Source organism: Marivibrio sp. (assembly GCF_040218065.1).
Lineage (GTDB): Bacteria > Pseudomonadota > Alphaproteobacteria > UBA8366 > Aestuariispiraceae > Marivibrio.
Map to the genome: position 1 here is coordinate 398,428 of NZ_JAVJQE010000005.1, position 17,137 is coordinate 415,564.

General features: G+C 68.2%; 14 protein-coding genes. 4 read left to right on the top strand and 10 right to left on the bottom strand.

Going from position 1 to position 17,137, the window contains the following annotated elements; genetic code table 11:
* Positions 1-107: 107 nt before the first annotated feature.
* From carB to RIB45_RS04145, 3 genes are all read right to left on the bottom strand, one after another.
* Positions 108-3,365: a carbamoyl-phosphate synthase large subunit gene (carB, locus tag RIB45_RS04135; RefSeq protein ID WP_350048957.1), complete on the bottom strand. Its 3,258-nt coding sequence runs from the start codon at positions 3,363-3,365 to the stop codon at positions 108-110.
* 337 nt (positions 3,366-3,702) lie between these two features.
* A complete protein-coding gene (locus RIB45_RS04140) occupies positions 3,703-4,074 on the bottom strand; it encodes a hypothetical protein (RefSeq protein WP_350048958.1) in 372 nt (123 codons plus the stop codon).
* A gap of 101 nt (positions 4,075-4,175) precedes the next feature.
* Positions 4,176-5,375, bottom strand: coding sequence for a phosphoglycerate kinase (locus RIB45_RS04145; RefSeq protein WP_350048959.1), 1,200 nt, complete (start codon positions 5,373-5,375; stop codon positions 4,176-4,178).
* A gap of 105 nt (positions 5,376-5,480) precedes the next feature.
* Between RIB45_RS04145 and RIB45_RS04150 the strand changes: the two genes are divergently transcribed.
* A complete protein-coding gene (locus RIB45_RS04150; protein WP_350048960.1) occupies positions 5,481-6,509 on the top strand; it encodes a class I SAM-dependent methyltransferase in 1,029 nt (342 codons plus the stop codon).
* Positions 6,510-6,515: 6 nt separating this feature from the next.
* Here the strand turns inward: RIB45_RS04150 and RIB45_RS04155 are convergent, their stop codons facing one another.
* Positions 6,516-6,914: a thiol-disulfide oxidoreductase DCC family protein gene (locus RIB45_RS04155; protein WP_350048961.1), complete on the bottom strand. Its 399-nt coding sequence runs from the start codon at positions 6,912-6,914 to the stop codon at positions 6,516-6,518.
* A gap of 124 nt (positions 6,915-7,038) precedes the next feature.
* On the opposite strand from RIB45_RS04155, the gene RIB45_RS04160 reads away from it, so the two are divergent.
* The 3 genes from RIB45_RS04160 (at position 7,039) to RIB45_RS04170 (ending at position 11,035) form a co-directional block, all read left to right on the top strand.
* Positions 7,039-7,521, top strand: a complete 483-nt coding sequence (locus tag RIB45_RS04160; protein ID WP_350048962.1) for a hypothetical protein — start codon at positions 7,039-7,041, stop codon at positions 7,519-7,521.
* Between the two features lie 129 nt (positions 7,522-7,650).
* On the top strand, positions 7,651-9,471 hold the full coding sequence (locus RIB45_RS04165) for an ABC transporter transmembrane domain-containing protein (protein ID WP_350048963.1): 1,821 nt from the start codon (positions 7,651-7,653) through the stop codon (positions 9,469-9,471).
* A 7-nt stretch (positions 9,472-9,478) separates the two neighbouring features.
* Entirely contained in the window at positions 9,479-11,035 is a 1,557-nt protein-coding gene (locus RIB45_RS04170; protein WP_350048964.1) for an alpha/beta hydrolase family protein, read from the top strand.
* Positions 11,036-11,118: 83 nt separating this feature from the next.
* On the opposite strand, the gene argE is transcribed toward RIB45_RS04170, so the two are convergent.
* The 6 genes from argE to RIB45_RS04200 form a co-directional block, all read right to left on the bottom strand.
* On the bottom strand, positions 11,119-12,273 hold the full coding sequence (argE, locus tag RIB45_RS04175) for an acetylornithine deacetylase (protein ID WP_350048965.1): 1,155 nt from the start codon (positions 12,271-12,273) through the stop codon (positions 11,119-11,121).
* Positions 12,274-12,315: 42 nt separating this feature from the next.
* Complete coding sequence (locus RIB45_RS04180; protein ID WP_350048966.1) at positions 12,316-13,764, bottom strand: TrkH family potassium uptake protein; 1,449 nt, start codon at positions 13,762-13,764, stop codon at positions 12,316-12,318.
* 223 nt (positions 13,765-13,987) lie between these two features.
* Complete coding sequence (folE, locus tag RIB45_RS04185) at positions 13,988-14,626, bottom strand: GTP cyclohydrolase I FolE (RefSeq protein WP_350048967.1); 639 nt, start codon at positions 14,624-14,626, stop codon at positions 13,988-13,990.
* Positions 14,627-14,734: 108 nt separating this feature from the next.
* Positions 14,735-15,127, bottom strand: coding sequence for a Co2+/Mg2+ efflux facilitator ApaG/CorD (apaG, locus tag RIB45_RS04190; protein ID WP_350048968.1), 393 nt, complete (start codon positions 15,125-15,127; stop codon positions 14,735-14,737).
* 229 nt (positions 15,128-15,356) lie between these two features.
* Positions 15,357-16,208 (bottom strand): OmpA family protein, encoded by an 852-nt coding sequence (locus tag RIB45_RS04195; protein WP_350048969.1) that lies wholly within the window; start codon positions 16,206-16,208, stop codon positions 15,357-15,359.
* Between the two features lie 257 nt (positions 16,209-16,465).
* A complete protein-coding gene (locus tag RIB45_RS04200; protein ID WP_350048970.1) occupies positions 16,466-17,137 on the bottom strand; it encodes an ATP-binding cassette domain-containing protein in 672 nt (223 codons plus the stop codon).

Sequence of the window (17,137 nt, forward strand, 5' to 3'; positions counted from 1 at the left end):
CCCCTGAGCCCTCGTCGATCAAGAGGCCTTGCGCCCCCGCCGTCGGAAGAGCCGACGGGGCGGGGTCGCTGAACCGAACCTGATCGGGGGTCGCGGGAGGTCAGCGCCTACGCCGAAACCTTAAAGTACGATTGAAGCGGGGCGACTTCAAGCGCCCCTTGCTTCAGGGCCTGGATCGCGACGGCGGCCGCGCGCACGCCGGCGACCGTGGTGTAGTAGGGGACTTTTTGCGACAGGGCGGCTTGGCGCAGGCTCATGCTGTCCTCGATCGCCTTGCGGCCTTCGGTGGTGTTGAAGATCAGCTTCACCTCGCCGTTGATGATGGCGTCGACGATATGCGGCTGGCCTTCTAGCACCTTGTTGACCCGCTCCACCTCCAGACCGTGCTCAGCGAGGAAGCGCTGCGTGCCCGAGGTCGCGATCAACTTCAGGCCGCTTTCCAACAGCAGCCGCGCCGGCTCCAGTACGGCCTCCTTGTCGCTGTCCTTGACCGAGACGAAGGCCGTGCCCTCAATCGGCAGATCCGCGCCGCAACCCAGCTGCGCCTTGGCGAAGGCGTGCGCGAAGTCGGAGTCGAGTCCCATCACTTCGCCGGTCGACTTCATCTCCGGACCCAACAGCACGTCGACGCCGGGGAACCGGTTGAAGGGGAAGACCGCCTCCTTGACCGCGATGTGCGGCTTGAGGGAGCGGTTCTCCAACTCGAACTCCGAGAGCGTCGCGCCGGCCATCACGCGAGCGGCGATCTTGGCGATCGGCACGCCGGTCGCCTTGGCGACGAAGGGCACGGTGCGGCTGGCGCGCGGATTGACCTCGAGGATGTAGACGTCGGCGCCTTGGACCGCGAACTGCACGTTCATCAGACCGACGACGCCGAGCGCTTTGGCGAGCGCCTCCGTCTGGCGTTTCATCTCCTCGACGATCTCGGGCGCCAACGAATAGGGCGGCAGCGAACAGGCGCTGTCGCCGGAATGGATGCCCGCCTCCTCGATATGCTCCATGACGCCGGCGACGAAGACCTGATCGCCGTCGCTGAGCGCGTCGACGTCGACCTCGATCGCATCGCGCAGGTAATAGTCGATCAGCACCGGGCTTTTGCCCGACACCAGGACCGCCGACCGGATGTAGCGTTTCAGCTCCGCTTCGTCGTGGACGATCTCCATGGCGCGCCCGCCCAGCACGTAGGACGGTCGGATCACGACCGGATAGCCGATCTTCTCCGCGATCGCGAGGGCTTCAGCCTCGGAGACGGCGAGGCCGTTGGGCGGCTGGCGCAGGTTCAGTTCGTTCAGCAACTTCTGGAAGCGCTCGCGATCCTCGGCCAGATCGATCGCGTCGGGCGGCGTGCCCAGGATCGGAATCCCGGCCGCCTCCAGCGCGCCGGCGAGCTTCAGCGGCGTCTGGCCGCCGAACTGCACGATGCATCCCAGCACCTGCCCTCGCTCCTGCTCCTTGCGAACCAGCTCGATCACGTCCTCGGCCGTCAGCGGTTCGAAATAGAGCCGGTCGGAGGTGTCGTAATCGGTCGAAACGGTCTCCGGGTTGCAGTTGACCATGATGGTCTCGAAATCCGCAGCCGACAGCGCGTAGGCCGCGTGCACGCAGCAATAGTCGAACTCGATCCCCTGTCCGATGCGGTTCGGGCCGCCGCCGAGGATCACCACCTTGCGCCGGTCGGTCACGTCGGCTTCGCACTCCGGCTCGGTGACTCCGTCGCCCTCATAGCAGGAATACATGTAGGGGGTGGCGCTGGGGAATTCGCCGGCGCAGGTGTCGATGCGTTTGAAGACGGGCCGCACGTCCAGGGACCAGCGATGGGCGGCCACGTCGTCCGCCGACTTGCCCGAAAGCGTCGCCAGCCGCTCGTCCGAGAAGCCGAGCTTCTTGAGCCGCAGCATTCCGAGCTTGCTCGCCGGCAGCCCTTCGGCGCGCACTTGCGCCTCGGCGCTCAGAATCTCGCCCATACGCTCCAGAAACCAAGGATCGATTTTGGTGATTCGATGGACTTCGGCGACGGACATGCCGCAACGCATCGCCTGGGCGACCTTCAACAGCCGATCCGCGGTCGGCTTGGCGATCGCAGCGCGCAACGCGTCCGGGTCGTCCTCCATCTCCACCTCGTCCAGGCCGGAAAGCCCGATCTCCATCGAGCGGTAGGCTTTCTGCAGGCTCTCCGCGAAGGTCCGGCCGATCGCCATCGCCTCGCCCACCGACTTCATCGACGTGGTGAGATAGGGATCGGCGCCGGCGAACTTCTCGAAGGTGAAGCGCGGCATCTTGGTGACGACGTAATCGATCGAGGGCTCGAAGCTGGCCGGCGTCACCTTGGTGATGTCGTTGTCGAGCTCGTCGAGCGTATAGCCGCAGGCCAGCTTGGCCGCCACCTTGGCGATGGGGAACCCGGTCGCCTTCGAGGCCAGCGCGGAGGAGCGCGAGACCCGAGGGTTCATCTCGATCACCACCAGCCGGCCGCTCTCCGGATCGACCGCGAACTGCACGTTGGAGCCGCCGGTGTCGACGCCGATCTCGCGCAGACAGGCGATCGAGGCGTTGCGCATCAACTGATATTCCTTGTCGGTCAGCGTCAGCGCGGGCGCCACCGTGATCGAATCGCCGGTGTGCACGCCCATCGGATCGATGTTCTCGATCGAGCAGACGATGATGCAGTTGTCGTCCTTGTCGCGGACGACCTCCATCTCGTACTCCTTCCACCCCAGCACCGATTCTTCGACCAGGACGGTGTGCACCGGCGAGACGGCGAGGCCGTTCTTCGCCATGCGCTCGAATTCCTCGCGATTGTAGGCGATGCCGCCGCCGGTGCCGGCCAGGGTGAAGGACGGGCGGATGATCGCCGGCAGCCCGACATAGTCGAGCGCGGCCATCGCCTGCTCCATCGAAGAGACCTGCTGCGAGCGCGGGCTCTCCAGCCCGATGGCGTCCATCGCCTCGCGGAAGCGCTGACGATCCTCCGCCTTGTCGATCACGTCGGCGTCGGCGCCGATCATCTCGACGCCGAGACGCTCCAACGTCCCGTCGCGGAAGAGGTCCAGCGCCGTGTTCAGGCCCGTCTGCCCGCCCATGGTCGGCAGCAGCACCAGTTTCTCGTCCGGGTGCATCGCGCGTTCGCGCTCCAGGATGCGCGCGACGGTGTCAGGGCGTATCGGCTCGACAAAGGTGGCGTCGGCCGTCTCCGGATCGGTCATGATCGTCGCCGGATTGGAGTTGGCGAGGACCACGCGGTAGCCCTCCTCCTTCAGCGCCTTGCAGGCCTGGGTGCCGGAATAGTCGAATTCGCAGGCTTGGCCGATCACGATCGGGCCGGCCCCGATGATCATCACGGCGTCGATGTCGGTGCGCTTGGGCATGGGGGCGCGTCGCCTCGGTCGGTTGCTGGGCTCGTCAGGGCGCGCGACCGACAGGAGGCCGCGCGAAACGCATCCGGCCCCCGCCGCGGGCCGGATCGAACCTCGACCGGGCGCGGACCGGAGCGGGTTTACATCATGCGCCCCAGCGGCGCCAGCCCCTTGGGAAGGACGCGTGAGGCTCCGAGCATCCGTTCGCGGCCTTTTTTGGCGCGCGGGTGCGGACGGCGCGCCGGAACGCGAGCGCGTCTTCGGCCCCTCGTTGAAGACGACACATCAGACGCTGTGGCGAAGACTGGAAAACGGAGGCGGCATGCCGCCGATCGCAAGCCGTCGCGGCTTAAGCGAAAAGATCCACGATCTGGCCGCGGCCGCCGGTCGGGGCGGGGCCTTGGCGGTCGGCGAGCTGCAGGGGCTGATCGCGCCGCGCGGCGCCGCGTTCTTGCGCCGCGTCGCGCTGACCGGCGTCGCGGGCCTCGCCCGGGCGCTGGTTCTGGGTGTCGGGCGCGGAGACGGATTGGCGCGTCTGGGTCGGGCCGCCGGCGGTCGCGTTCGCCCGGTCGGCGCGCGCGCGCGCGCTCTCGGCCGCACGGTCGACGGCCGGCTGCTGCGCGTCGGCGCGCTGGGCGGCGCCGTCGCGCTGCGAGGCGATCGATTGCGCGGCCAGGGCGGCCGGCGTGTTGGCGTCGATGATCATCGGGCTCTCACCCACCCTCGAAGGCGTTCCCGATCCTTATAGACCGGGCCTGCGCAGTTGATCCACCCTGCGGTATTAAGGGGTGAATGGTTTAAGGCCGGTTAACGGGGAAAAATTTACGCCGCGCGAGGCTGCGACAGCGCGGACACGCCCGGCAGCGTGCGGCCCTCCATCCATTCCAGAAACGCGCCGCCGGCGGTGGAGACGTAGGTAAAGCGCTCTGTCACGCCGGCCGCCGCCAGGGCGGCGACCGTGTCCCCGCCCCCCGCGACGGAGACCAGACGTCCGGCGTCGGTCAAGTCCGCCGCCTTCTGCGCCAGCGTCACGGTGCCGCGATCGAACGGCGGCGTCTCGAAGGCGCCGAGCGGGCCGTTCCAGATCAGCGTCCGGCAGTCTGCGAGCCGGGCGGCCAGATCGTCCGTCGTGGCCGGCCCGACATCGAGGATCATCATGTCGGCGTCCACCGCGTCGATCGCGACCGTCTGATGCGGCACGTTCGGGGCCAGCTCGACCGAGACCTCCGCGTCCGTCGGAAGCGCGATCGCGCAGCCGCGGGTCTGCGCCTTCTCCATGACCGTGCGTGCGGCGTCGGCCAGATCCTTTTCGCACAGGCTGGCCCCGATCTCGACGCCCTGCGCGAAGAGGAAGGTGTTGGCCATACCGCCGCCGATGATCAGCAGATCGACCTTCTCGATCAGATGCTCCAGCACCGAGAGCTTGGTCGAGACCTTGGCCCCGCCGACGATGGCGGCGACCGGGCGCTCCGGCTTCTCGAGCGCGGCGCTCAGCGCCTCGAGTTCGGCCTGCATGTTCCGGCCGGCGGCGGCGGGCAACAGGCGCGCGATCGCCTCGGTCGAGGCGTGGGCCCGGTGGGCGGCCGAGAAGGCGTCGTTCACGTAAACGTCGCCGAGGTCGGCGAGCGCGCGCGCGAACGCCTCGTCGTTCGCCTCTTCGCCCGCATGGAAACGCAGGTTCTCGAGCAGGACGACGGCGCCGTCCGGCGCGTCGGCGACGGCGCGCGCCGCGGTCTCGCCGACGCACTCGTCGGCGAACACGACCTTCCGGCCGAGGCCCGTCTCCACCGCCGTGGCGACCGGCGCCAGCGACATATCGGGCGCGCGCACGCCTTTCGGCCGTCCGAAGTGGGATAGCAGCACCACCTTCGCCCCCTTCGCCGCGAGATCGTCGACCGTGGGTTTCAGCCGCTCGATCCGGGTCAGATCCGTGACGACGCCCTCGCGCAGCGGCACGTTCAGGTCGGCGCGCACCAGCGCAATTTTTCCCGCACAGTCCAAATCGTCGATGGTCGTGAACATGGCCCCAGGATTCCCGTTGTCGCGGCTGCTTCAGAAGGTCGCGCCGGTGCTTACCGAAAGCGCGGGCGCTTGTCGAGACGCCCGGTCCGCGCCACTTTCTAGGGCATGCTGAGACGCACGCTATACGGCCTGAGCCAGTCGGCCCGCGCCGCCTATTACGGCGGGCAATACATCCTGGCCAACAAGCTGGCCCCGCCGATGGCGAACGCCCCGCCCGTCAAGCCCGGCAGCCTGCCAGGGTGGGGGTCGATCCGCGCCGACCTGTTCCGGCTGTTCGAGCGCGACTGGCGCAACGTCGAGGCCGGCTGGTATCCCGCACCCAGCGACCGCAGCATGGCGCCGGGCCGGGCGGCGGCCCGCGCGCTCGACTTTCTGCGCGACCTGCCGGCGGTCAATCTGCGCCGACGGCTCGGCGTCAACAGCGAGGTGTTCGACGCCGAAACCCGCGGGCGTTACCCGCGCTACTATCTGCAGAATTTCCACTATCAAAGCGACGGATGGCTCTCCGAGGCTTCGGCGGCGCGCTACGACCATCAGGTGGAGGTGCTGTTCACCGGCGGCGCCGACGCCATGCGTCGGCAGGCGCTGATCCCGCTGGGACGCTGGATTCAAGCGAACGGGGCGGCCGGGCGCCGGCATCTCGACGTCGCCTGCGGCACGGCGCGCTTCCTCTACGATCTGAAGCGAACGCATCCGGGCCTCTCGGTCGCCGGGCTCGATCTGTCCCACGCCTACCTCAAGCGCGCGCGCCGGGTGCTGCGCCGCCACCGCGAGGTCGCGCTGACCCAAGGATTGGCGGAGCGTCTGCCGGTCGCGGACGCAAGTCTCGACCTCGTCACCTCGGTCTATCTGTTCCACGAATTGCCCCGCAAGGTGCGCCGCCAGGTCGCCGCCGAGATGGCCCGCGCGCTGGCGCCGGGCGGGCGGCTCGTGGTCGTGGATTCGATCCAGATCGGCGACCATGCGCCCTACGACGCGCTGCTCGACCGGTTTCCGGTCGCGTTCCACGAACCCTACTACGCCGACTACATTCGCGACGATCTGGAGACGGTCTTCCAGGGTTGCGGTCTGCGTTGGATGGAGACCGAGCGCGCCTTCTTCAGCCGGGTGATGACGTTCGATAAGCCTGCTTGAAGGCCTTTACCGCCCCGCCCGTCGATTGGCGGCGTAAAGGGCGGGCGCCAGCAGGCGGTCGTAGACCAGGCGCGCGATCGGCTTGACGATCGGCAGTCCGACCAGCTTGGCGAGCCAGCGATAGCGCGGCATCTCGGCCCACAACGCCTGAAAGGCGTCGACGCCGGAGAGCAGCCGGCCGTCGGGCGTCACGACGTGGAGGCGCTTCTTGGCGGCCTCGCGGTCGATCCCGTGCGCCTCCATCAACGGCGCGGCGCGCCCGTCCGAGACGTCCTCCCAGCCGAGCGGGAGCGCGCGCTCGCCGGCGTAGCGCTGATAGTGCGACACCTCGCGCCCGCAAACCGGGCAGGCCCCGTGATAAAGGGTGGTGAGCTTGGCGTCTTGCGCGTCGTCGGATGCCGTCATGGATGGGGATATAGGCCCGCAGCGCGGCGCGAAAAGCCCGTCGGCTGGTCAGTCGACGCCTTATATAGTACCTTTGGGTTAAACAAATAGGATAGGCTTTGTCGCACCCCAATGAGAGCACGTCATGTCCGAGTCCACGGGCCGCATACCGCATGTCGATTGGGAGCGCGTTGACGAGGCGGCGCTGAATTTGCCGGAAAGCGCGGAGTGGCTCGGCTACTGGCGCGACTTGACGGCCGAGCATGGCGCGCCCCCGCCGCGCGCCGCGCTGAACCTCATCGGCGATCACCCGAAGCTCGCCCCGCTCGCCCTGTGGGCCGAGCGCCTGCCTGACGGCGATTTCCTGTTCCGGTTGGTCGGTGAACTGGTCCGTCATTACGCTGGCGTCTCGCTGAAGAACAAGAAGCTCTCCGAAATCGACCTGAACGGCTCCGAGGGGTTCATCGCGCGCAAATACGCCGCCGCGGTCGAGACCGGCGCGCCGGTCTGTTCGCGCGGGCGCTACAACTTCGGCGACCGCGAAGTGGCCCGCGAAGCGGTCGTCATGCCGTTCGCCGAGGCCGATGGCGGCGTGCGGCATCTGCTCATCGGCATGGCGTTCAAATAGGAGCGCAATTCGCGCGCCGGGCCGCCCGTTGCGGTTGCCGCGGCGGCGGAGGTTGGGCACTCTGAGCCCTGACGACAGCCGGTCGCCGCAGAAGCGTCCGGCTTGGGCGGGATCTGAGGAGTTGCGCGCATGCCCCCCGGCGGCGGACGCCTGACCAATCCGGGCGCGGACCGCCCGAAGAGCAAGGACTTGCGCACCCTGCGTCGGGTGCTGGGCTTCATGGCTCCCTATTGGCGCACGGCCTTGGGCGCGGGCGTCGCGCTGGTCGTGACGGCCGGCGCCGGACTGGGCCTGGGGCAGGGCTTGCGCATCCTGGTGGACAGCGGCTTGGCGGAAGGGGACGCCGGCGCGCTCGACTGGGCGCTGGGCGTCTTGCTGGGGCTTGCGGTGGTCATGGCCGTCGGCACCTACGCGCGTTTCACGCTGGTCTCCTGGCTGGGGGAGCGGGTGGTGGCGGACCTGCGCAACGCGGTCTTCAACCGCGTGCTCTCCCTCGACCCCGGCTTTTTCGAGGTCACCAAGACCGGCGAAATTCTCTCGCGGCTGACCACCGACACGACGCTCCTGCAGTCGATCGTCGGCTCGACGGCCTCGATGGCGTTGCGCAACGCGCTGATCCTGGTCGGCGGCGTCGTGATGCTGTTCGTCACCAACGCGAAGCTCACGCTGCTCGCGCTGTTGGTGGTGCCGATCACTGTGATCCCGATCATGGTGATCGGCCGCAAGGTGCGCCGACTGTCGCGCGACAGCCAGGATCGCGTCGCCGACGTCGGCGCTTTCGCGGAGGAGAGCTTCAACGCCATCCGCACCCTTCAGGCCTTCACGCACGAGCGCGAGGACGCGCGGCGCTTCGGCTCGGAAGTGCGCGAGGCTTTCGACGTCGCGGTCGAGCGCATCCGGCTGCGCGGCGCGCTGGCCTCGATCGTGATCCTGCTGGTCTTCCTGGCGATCGCGGTGATCCTGTGGGTCGGCGGGCACGATCTGCTGGCCGGCCGGATCACGGGCGGGGAGCTCGCCGCCTTCGTGTTCTACGCCGTGATCGTCGCCTTCGCGGTCGGCGTGCTGTCCGAAGTCTTCGGCGAGTTGCAGCGCGCCGCCGGCGCGACCGAGCGCCTGATCGAGCTGTTGGAGGCGGAGCCTGCGATCACGCCGCCCGCGGACCCGGTCCCGCTGCCCCATCCGGCGCAGGGGCGCGTCACCTTCGCGGGCGTCGGCTTTACCTATCCCTCTCGGCCCGACCGTGCGGCCCTCTGCGGCGTCGATCTGGACGTCGCGCCGGGGGAGACCGTGGCGCTCGTCGGACCGTCCGGGGCGGGCAAGAGCACGATGTTCCAACTTCTTCTGCGCTTCTACGATCCGGAGTCCGGCCGGATCACGCTCGACGGCGTCGACCTGCGCGAGGCCGATCCGAAGGCGTTGCGTCACCGGATGGCCATCGTGCCGCAAGATCCGGTGATCTTCTCGGCCAGCGGGCTCGACAACATCCGCTACGGCGATCCCGACGCCTCGGAGGAGGCGGTCCGCCAGGCCGCGCGCGATGCGGCCGCCGACGACTTTCTGCGCGAGTTGCCGGAGGGCTACGACAGCTTCCTCGGCGAAAAGGGGACGCGGCTTTCCGGCGGGCAGAAGCAGCGGATCGCGATCGCCCGCGCGCTCCTGCGCGATCCCGCGGTGCTGCTGCTGGACGAGGCGACAAGCGCGCTGGACGCCGAAAGCGAACGGCTGGTGCAGCAGGCGCTGGCCCGGCTGATGAAGGGCCGCACGACGCTGATCATCGCCCATCGCCTGTCCACCGTGGTCAATGCGGATCGGATCGCGGTGATGGATCAGGGCCGGATCGTCGCGACCGGCCCGCATCAAGAGCTGTTGGAGAGCAATCCGCTCTACGCGCGTCTGGCCGAGCTGCAGTTCTCCGAGCCCGGCCGCGCGCCGCGCGAGGCGGCGGAGTAGGCGGACGATGGAGCCGCGGCTCAACGGCGCGCTCGCGCTTCTCGCCCTGCTGCTGATCGGCCTGTCGGTCTGGCGGCTGGAGGCGCAGGAGGCGCCGCTTGCTGTGGCGCCCTTCACCGTGGACGCGACGCCGGCGATCCTCTACCGCCCGGCCGAGGGGGCGGCCGGACCGCCCGTTCTGATCGCCCACGGCTTCGCCGGATCGCAGCAGTTGATGCAGCCGATCGCGATCGCGCTGGCGCGCGCCGGCTTCACGGCCGTCACGTTCGATTATCTTGGGCACGGCCGTCATCCGCGGCCGCTTACCGGCGACGTGACGGCGGAAGACGGCGCCGGCGCGCGCCTGCAGGGGCAAATGGAGGCGGTCGCCGCGGCGGCGATCGCGCGGGCGCGGGCCGCGGGATGGGACGGCGAGCGGCTTGCGGTCCTCGGCCACTCGATGGCCTCCGACATCGTCGTGCGCTACGCGCAGGCGCACGCGAACGTCGCCGCCGTCGTCGCGGTCTCGATGTTCTCGCCCGCGGTGACGGCGGACAGCCCGCGCAATCTTCTGATCGTCGACGGGGCCCTGGAGACGCGCCTTCTGGAGGAGGGGCGGCGTGCGATCGCCAAGGGCGCCGGCCTTGCGCCGGAGGCGGTTGAGATCGAGCGCACCTACGGCTCGATCGAAGACGGCGACGCGCGCCGTCTCGTCGCCGCCGACGCGGTCGAACATGTCGGCGTTCTTTACAGTCAGGAAACCCAGCGAGAGACGATCGCCTGGCTCGATCAGGTCTTCGATCGGACCGTGAATCCGCGCGAGGCGGCGCCGGTCAATCGCGGGCTATGGATCGCGCTATTGCTGCTGGGAACGGTGCTGCTGGCCCGGCCGCTGGCCAGCCGACTGCCGGCGCTAGGCGGCGAGCCGCTGGGGGCCAATTTGAGCTGGCGTCAATTTCTGCCGGCGGCGCTCGCGCCCGCGATCGCGACGCCGTTGATCCTGAGCGTCACGCCGACGGATTTTCTGCCGGTTTTGGTGGGCGACTATATGGCGCTGCATTTCGGGCTCTACGGGCTGATTGCGGCCGCCGGCCTCTATTGGCTGCGCCGCCGTCGGACGGAGCCGCAGCCGGTCCGCCCGATCCCCAGCGTGACGCTGCTGGCGGTTTCAATCGCCGCCGCCGCCTACGCCGTGGCGGCGATCGGTCTGCCGGCGGATCTCTACATCTTCAATTTCCAGCCGACGGCGCTGCGCGGTCCGTTGATCGCGGCGATGATCGTCGGCGCGCTGATCTTCTATCTGGCGGACGAGTGGCTGACCCGCGGCGGCGACGCGCCGCGCGGCGCCTATTGGATCACCAAGCTTCTGTTCCTGCTCTCGCTTGGGCTCGCGGTGGCGCTGGACCCCTCGGAGCTCTTCTTCCTCCTGATCCTGACGCCCGTGATCATCCCGGTCTTCGCGATCTACGGGCTGTTCAGCCGCTGGGCCTACCTGCGCACCCGCCACCCCATCCCGGGCGGCGTCGCGGCGGCGGTCGCCGTCGGGTGGGCGATCGGGGCGGTGTTCCCGGTCTTGGGAGGATGAGCCCGGCGACGAGGGGAACGCGTCGCCTCGGCGGCGGGGTCGGAGAAAGCTGATTTCTCGAACGCCCGTCTGAGCGCCGACGCTTACGCCCTACAGCGCTCGATCACCCTGCGCAGGAAGGCTTCGCATTCGGCGACTTGGGACTTTTCGATGAACTCGTTCGGCTGGTGCGCCTGCAGGATCGAGCCCGGGCCGCAGACGACGGCGGCCATGCCGGCCTGCTGGAACTGACCCGCCTCGGTGCCGTAGGAGACGTAGTGCGTGTCGTTGTCGCCGGTGATCTGGCGCACGAAAGTCTCGGCCTCGGACTCGCGATCCTCGCGGAGACCCGCGACGACGTTCTCCGTCACCGTCTCGATGCCGCTCGACGGGTCGATCGCGTGCATCTCCGGCAGGATCTCGGCGGTGTACCAGTCGACGAATTCCTGCTGGATGTCCTCGGGGAAATCGTCGGGCAGATTGCGCACGTCGCAGACGAACTCGGCGTGGCGCGAGATGATGTTGGGCGCGGTGCCGCCGTTGATCTGGCCGACATGGATCGTCGTGTAGGGCGGCGTGAAGCCGTTGTCGGGGTCGGCCGCGGCCGCGCGCGCCTTCACCATCTCGTCCAGCTTGGCGACCAGGCGCGACGCGACCATCACGGCCGAGACGCCGTTCTGCATCTGGCTGGAATGCGCCTCCTTGCCGGTCACGGTGGTGCGGAAGAACCACATTCCCTTGTGGGCGGAGACGACCTTCATCTCCGTCGGCTCGCCGATGATCACGACGGAGGGCTTGGGCAGGCTCTCGCCGATCTCGGCGATCATCTCCGGCGCGCCGCGGCAACCCACCTCCTCGTCGTAGGAGAAGGCGAAATGGATGGGGCGCGCGAGCGGCTTCTCCAGCATCTCCGGCAGCAGCGCCAGCGCGCAGGCCGGGAAGGCCTTCATGTCGCACGTGCCCCGACCGTAAAGCCGCCCGTCGCCCTTGTCGGTCAACAGGAAGGGATCCGTCTCCCACGGCTGGCCGGCGACGGGCACCACGTCGGTGTGGCCGGACAGGCACACCCCGCCCTGCCGCTTCGGCCCGATGGTGGCGAAGAGGTTGGCCTTGGTCCCGTCCGCATTGGGCAGGATCGTCGCGTCGACCCCGGCGGCGGCCAGCCGGTCGCTGATGAAGTGGATCAGATCGAGGTTGGACTTCGACGAGGTGGTGTCGAAGCCCACGAGGGTCGCCAGCATTTCGACCGCGTCGGTCATGAACGGCTCCTGAACGCTAGGGAAGGGCGGTGCCTGCGGCCCTTACTGTCGCCAGAATCCCGGCGCAAGCAAGACCAGGACGGTGAAGATCTCGAGCCGGCCGAGCAGCATGGCGAGCGAGAGCAGCCATTTCGCCCCGTCGGGCAGGGTGGCGAAATTGCCCGAGGGGCCGATGATCGGCCCGAGGCCCGGCCCGACATTGGCGATCGCCGTGGCGGCGCCGCTGGTCGCGGTCACGAAGTCGAGCCCCATCATGCCGAGCCCTACAGCGATCAGCGCGAAGATCATCATGAACAGGAAAAAGAAGCTCATCACCGATTCCTCGACGGCCTCGGGAATCGGCTTTCTGTTGTAATAGGCGATAAAGACGCCGTTCGGCTGGAGCAGTCGCTTCATCTGCACCCGCGCGGTGGCGTAGAGCACCTGGAAGCGGAAGACCTTGATGCCGCAGGTGGTCGACCCGGCGCAGCCGCCGATGAACATCAGCAGGAAGAACAAGGGCGGCGCGAAAGCGCCCCAGGCGCCGAAATCCTCGGTCGCGTAGCCGGTGCCCGTCATGATCGAGGTGATGTTGAAGGCCGCCGCGCGGATCGCGTCCAGGATCGGCCGCTCGAGCTGAAGGTGGAGGTAGAGGATCGTCGAGATCACGGCCGTCCCGAGAAACCCGAAGAACCAGCGCACCTGACTGTCCGTGATCAGCGCGTTCGGCTGGCCGCGCAAGGCCTGCAGATACAGCAGGAAAGGCAGCGAGCCGGCGATCATGAAAACGGTGGCGATGACGTCGATCCAGGCGCTTTGGAACAGCCCGACCGATCGGTCGTAGGTGGAATAGCCGCCGGTGGCGACCGTCGTCATGGCGTGATTGACCGCGTCGAACGCGCCCATCCCCGCCAGATGATAGAGTCCGGCGCACAGCAGCGTCAGCCCCAGATAGATGATCGCGATCCACGCGCCGATCTGGGCGGCGCGCGGCAGCGCCTTCTCCATCCGCTCGGCGAACTCCATCCGGAAGAGCTGCATGCCGCCGACCTGCAGCATCGGCAGGATGGAGACCGCCATCACGATGATGCCGACCCCGCCCAGCCATTGCAGCAGCGAGCGCCACAACAGGATGCCGGGCGGCGCGAAATCGAGCCCGACCATGACGGTCGATCCGGTCGTGGTGATGCCGCTCATCGCTTCGAAGAAGGCGTCGGTGTAGGAGAGTTGCAGATCCGCGAAAGCCAGCGGCAAGGCCGCGAAGGCCGGCAGGGTGACCCAGGCCGAGGCCGTCATGACGAAGGCCTGGCGGATGGACAGGTTTCCGAAGCGCACCCGGTTCGTCAGCATCAGCATGACGCCGACGAACAGGGTGAACGCGCCGGCCATGGTGAAGACTTCCCAATCGGGATTGTCAACCGCCAGATCGACGGTCGCCGGCGCCGCCATCGACAGGGCCAGCGTCGCCAGCAGCGCGCCGTTCACGAACAGGATGGGGCGGAAATCGAACACGGCTTGGGTCGTCGCCTCGGGCTGCCTCGCGGCGGCGGGGCCGATCGGCCCCGACGGCGCACATCCGCGCGTCGTCTTGCGCCGCGCCGCGCGGCGGGCAGTCTAGCCCAGTCGGGCGCGCGGGCGCCAGACGCCTCCCGCTACGCCGGATAGGCCGTAAAAGCAAGCGGCGGCGCGTCCCGCGGGACGGCCGCCGCCTCAACGACCCCGGATGAGGAGCGGGTCAGCCCTGCTGCGCGCTCCCGCCCGGCGCGCCGGTCAGGCTGAAGAACTCGGCGCGCAGGGCGCGGTCCGTCTTGAACGCGCCCAACATGCGCGACGTCACCATGGAGACGCCGGCCTTCTTCACGCCGCGCGTGGTCATGCACTGGTGCTGCGCTGACACGACGACCGCCACGCCGCGCGGCTTGAGCACGTCCTCGATGGCGTCTGCGATTTGGGCCGTCATTTTTTCCTGGATTTGCAGCCGCTTGGCGTAGATCTCGATGACCCGGGCCAGTTTGGAGATGCCGACCACCCGCTCGTTCGGCAGGTAGGCGACGTGGGCCGTGCCGATGACGGGCACCATGTGGTGCTCGCAATGGCTTTCGAACGAGACGTTGCGCAACAGCACCATCTCGTCATAGCCCTCAGTCTCCTCGAACGTGCGCGAGAGCAACGCGGTCGGATCCTCCGCGTAGCCCGAGAAAAACTCCTCATAGGCCCGCACCACGCGGTCGGGCGTATCAAGAAGACCTTCGCGGTTCGGATCGTCGCCGGCCCAGCGCAGCAGAGTGCGCACCGCGGCTTCGGCTTCCTCGCGCGACGGGCGCGCGTTTTCGTAATCCGCCTCGGCGCGGCTGACGGGCTTGATCGCGTTCATGAGAGTTCCCTTAGGCTTCGGGTCTATCCTGTTGGGGCCGTTTGGCACGCTGTCCCCCGATGACGCCCGGCCGCCTTCAAACGCCCGGACCTTTTTGTATACGCGGCGTCAGTTGAGTTGGATCGGCTGATGCGGGCTGTCGAGCGAAAAAGCGGGCACGGCGACGTCGAACAGCGCGCCGTCGGCGGCCTCCATCTCATAGGATCCGACCATGATCCCGGACGGCGTGGAGAGCGGCGTGCCGCTGGTGTATTCGAAGATTTCGCCGGGCGCCAGCGTCGGCTGTTCGCCGACCACGCCGGGACCGCGCACCTCCTGGCTGACGCCGTTGGCGTCGGTGATGCGCCAATGGCGGTTCTTCAACTGGACCACGCGGTCGCTTTCGTTCGCGATGCGCACGCTGTAGGCCCAGACATAATGTCCGTCGCCGGGAGACGATTGATCCTCCAGATAATGCGGCGTCACGCAGACCCGCACGCCCTTGGTCACCGCTTCGTACATCCCGATCCCCGTCGCCTCGTCGTCTCTGCGGCCGTGCGATCTGTCTATTCGCGTCAGCATAGGAGCCGCGCTCACGCTCTGTCCAGCCGATCCGAGGGGTGAGAGGTCGCGCGTCCCTGCGGCGTCGTCAAGGCGGAGGGTTGTAAAAAAAGGGGCCGGACGCGGCGCAGCGTCCGACCCCTTCTTTTCTCAGCCGGGCGCACCCGGCCAATGCGTCAACCGGCGGCGGTCACTTCACCGTAATGGCCACCCGCCGGTTCTGCGGCGAGCGCACGCCGTCGCCGGTCGCGATCATCGGATCCGACTCGCCCCGGGCGTCGACGCTCATCTGACCGGGGGCGACCCCCATGGTGGTCAGCGCCTCGCGCACCGCTTCGGCGCGACGCATCGACAGTTCGCTGTTGTACGCCGCCGAGCCGGCCGTGTCGGTGTGGCCGACGATGCTGATGAAGCCGTCCTCGTAGTCCGGCAGGCGATCCTCGACGAGGCCCACGACGGCCATCGCGCCGTCGTTCAACGCGGCCGAGTCGAAGTCGAAGAAGACCATGTAGGTCACCGGCTCCGGCGCGGGCTCAGGCGCGGCCGCGGGCTGCGGCTCAGGCTCTTCGACCAGTTCCACGAGCTTGGCGAGCGCGGCTTCGAACTCCCGCTGACATTCCTCGATGTCCTCGGGCTGGTGGTTTTCCTCCTGCTGTTCGACCCAGCAGTCGAACTTGGCCTGCGCATGGGCGGCGTCTTCCGGGTGGTTGCGCCGACCGCCCTGGTTGAGCGCCCCGATCAGACGGCCGCGCGCCTCCGCCAGCTCGTCGATCTTGCCCTCCGGCAGATCCCAGCCGGAAAGCTCCTCCGGCGCGACTACTTCGCCGGCCGCGGCGCGAAGGCCTTTCTTGGCGAAGTACTCCTGATCGATCCAATCCTTCATCTGATAGGCTTCGAACTCCGCGAAGGTCTGATACTCCTTCGCGAGCGCCTGGGTGAAGGGGGTGCCTGTCGGCTCCGTCTCTTGCAGCCGCTCCAGATCCCAGGTCGTGCACGCGCCCAGAAGCGCGGCCGCCATTACCACTACGGAAAGTCTGAACATGATGTGACCCCCACTGCCTTTTTGCATCCGTGCGCGCCGACGCGGCGACCTCGTTCCGCCCCCCGGTCCGGCGGTTTCGCCGGCGCATAAGGGGACCCGTCTGAAGCCTCCGCAATGGGCGTCGCAAACGAGCGCGCTTCGCGCTGCGACGCTCCCTCCCATCATCACGTGGGAACTCTAGCCTGAAGCGGAACCGGCGTGTACGAAAAAAGCATGGGAATTGTAATAAGCTTACGCCGCAATATACAAAAAGGTAATTATCTGGCCGGTCCTTGGGCCTCGCTTCCTTTTTGGAGGGTGACGACGGCGCCCCCGGCGGCCTGCGCGTCGCTCGGATCGTGCGTGACCAGAAGGGTCGGCAACCGGCGCGCGCTCGCGTGCTCGAAGACGAAGCGCCGAAATCGGTCCTTCAGGGCCGCATCGAGCTTCGAAAAGGGTTCGTCCAACAAAAGCGCCTGGGGCTCGGCCAGCAAGGTGCGCAGGCAGGCCGCCCGCGCGCGCTGGCCGCCTGAAAGCGTCGCCGGATCGCGGTCCTCGAAGCCGTCGAGCTGCGCGTCGGCCAGCGCCTCGCCCACCCGACGGGTTCGCTCCTCGCGATCGAGCCCCGGCGGCAGGCCGAAGGCGAGGTTTTCGCCGACGGACAGATGCGGGAACAGCAAGTCGTCCTGGAACAGGATGCCGACGCGTCGGCGCTCCGGCGCCAGGCCGTCGAGCGCCCGCTCGCCGAGGCGCGCGCGACCGGCGACCGAGAAGGCCGGGGCCAGCGTGCCGCAGAGATAGGCCAGCAAGGTCGATTTTCCGGATCCGGACGGACCCATCACCGTCGCCGTCTCGCCCGGCGCGACGCTGAGGCTGAGCGGCGCGAACAGCGCGCGCCCGCCAAGCGCGATTTCGACCGCTTCCAGGTGCAGCGTCGCAGGCGCCGTCAT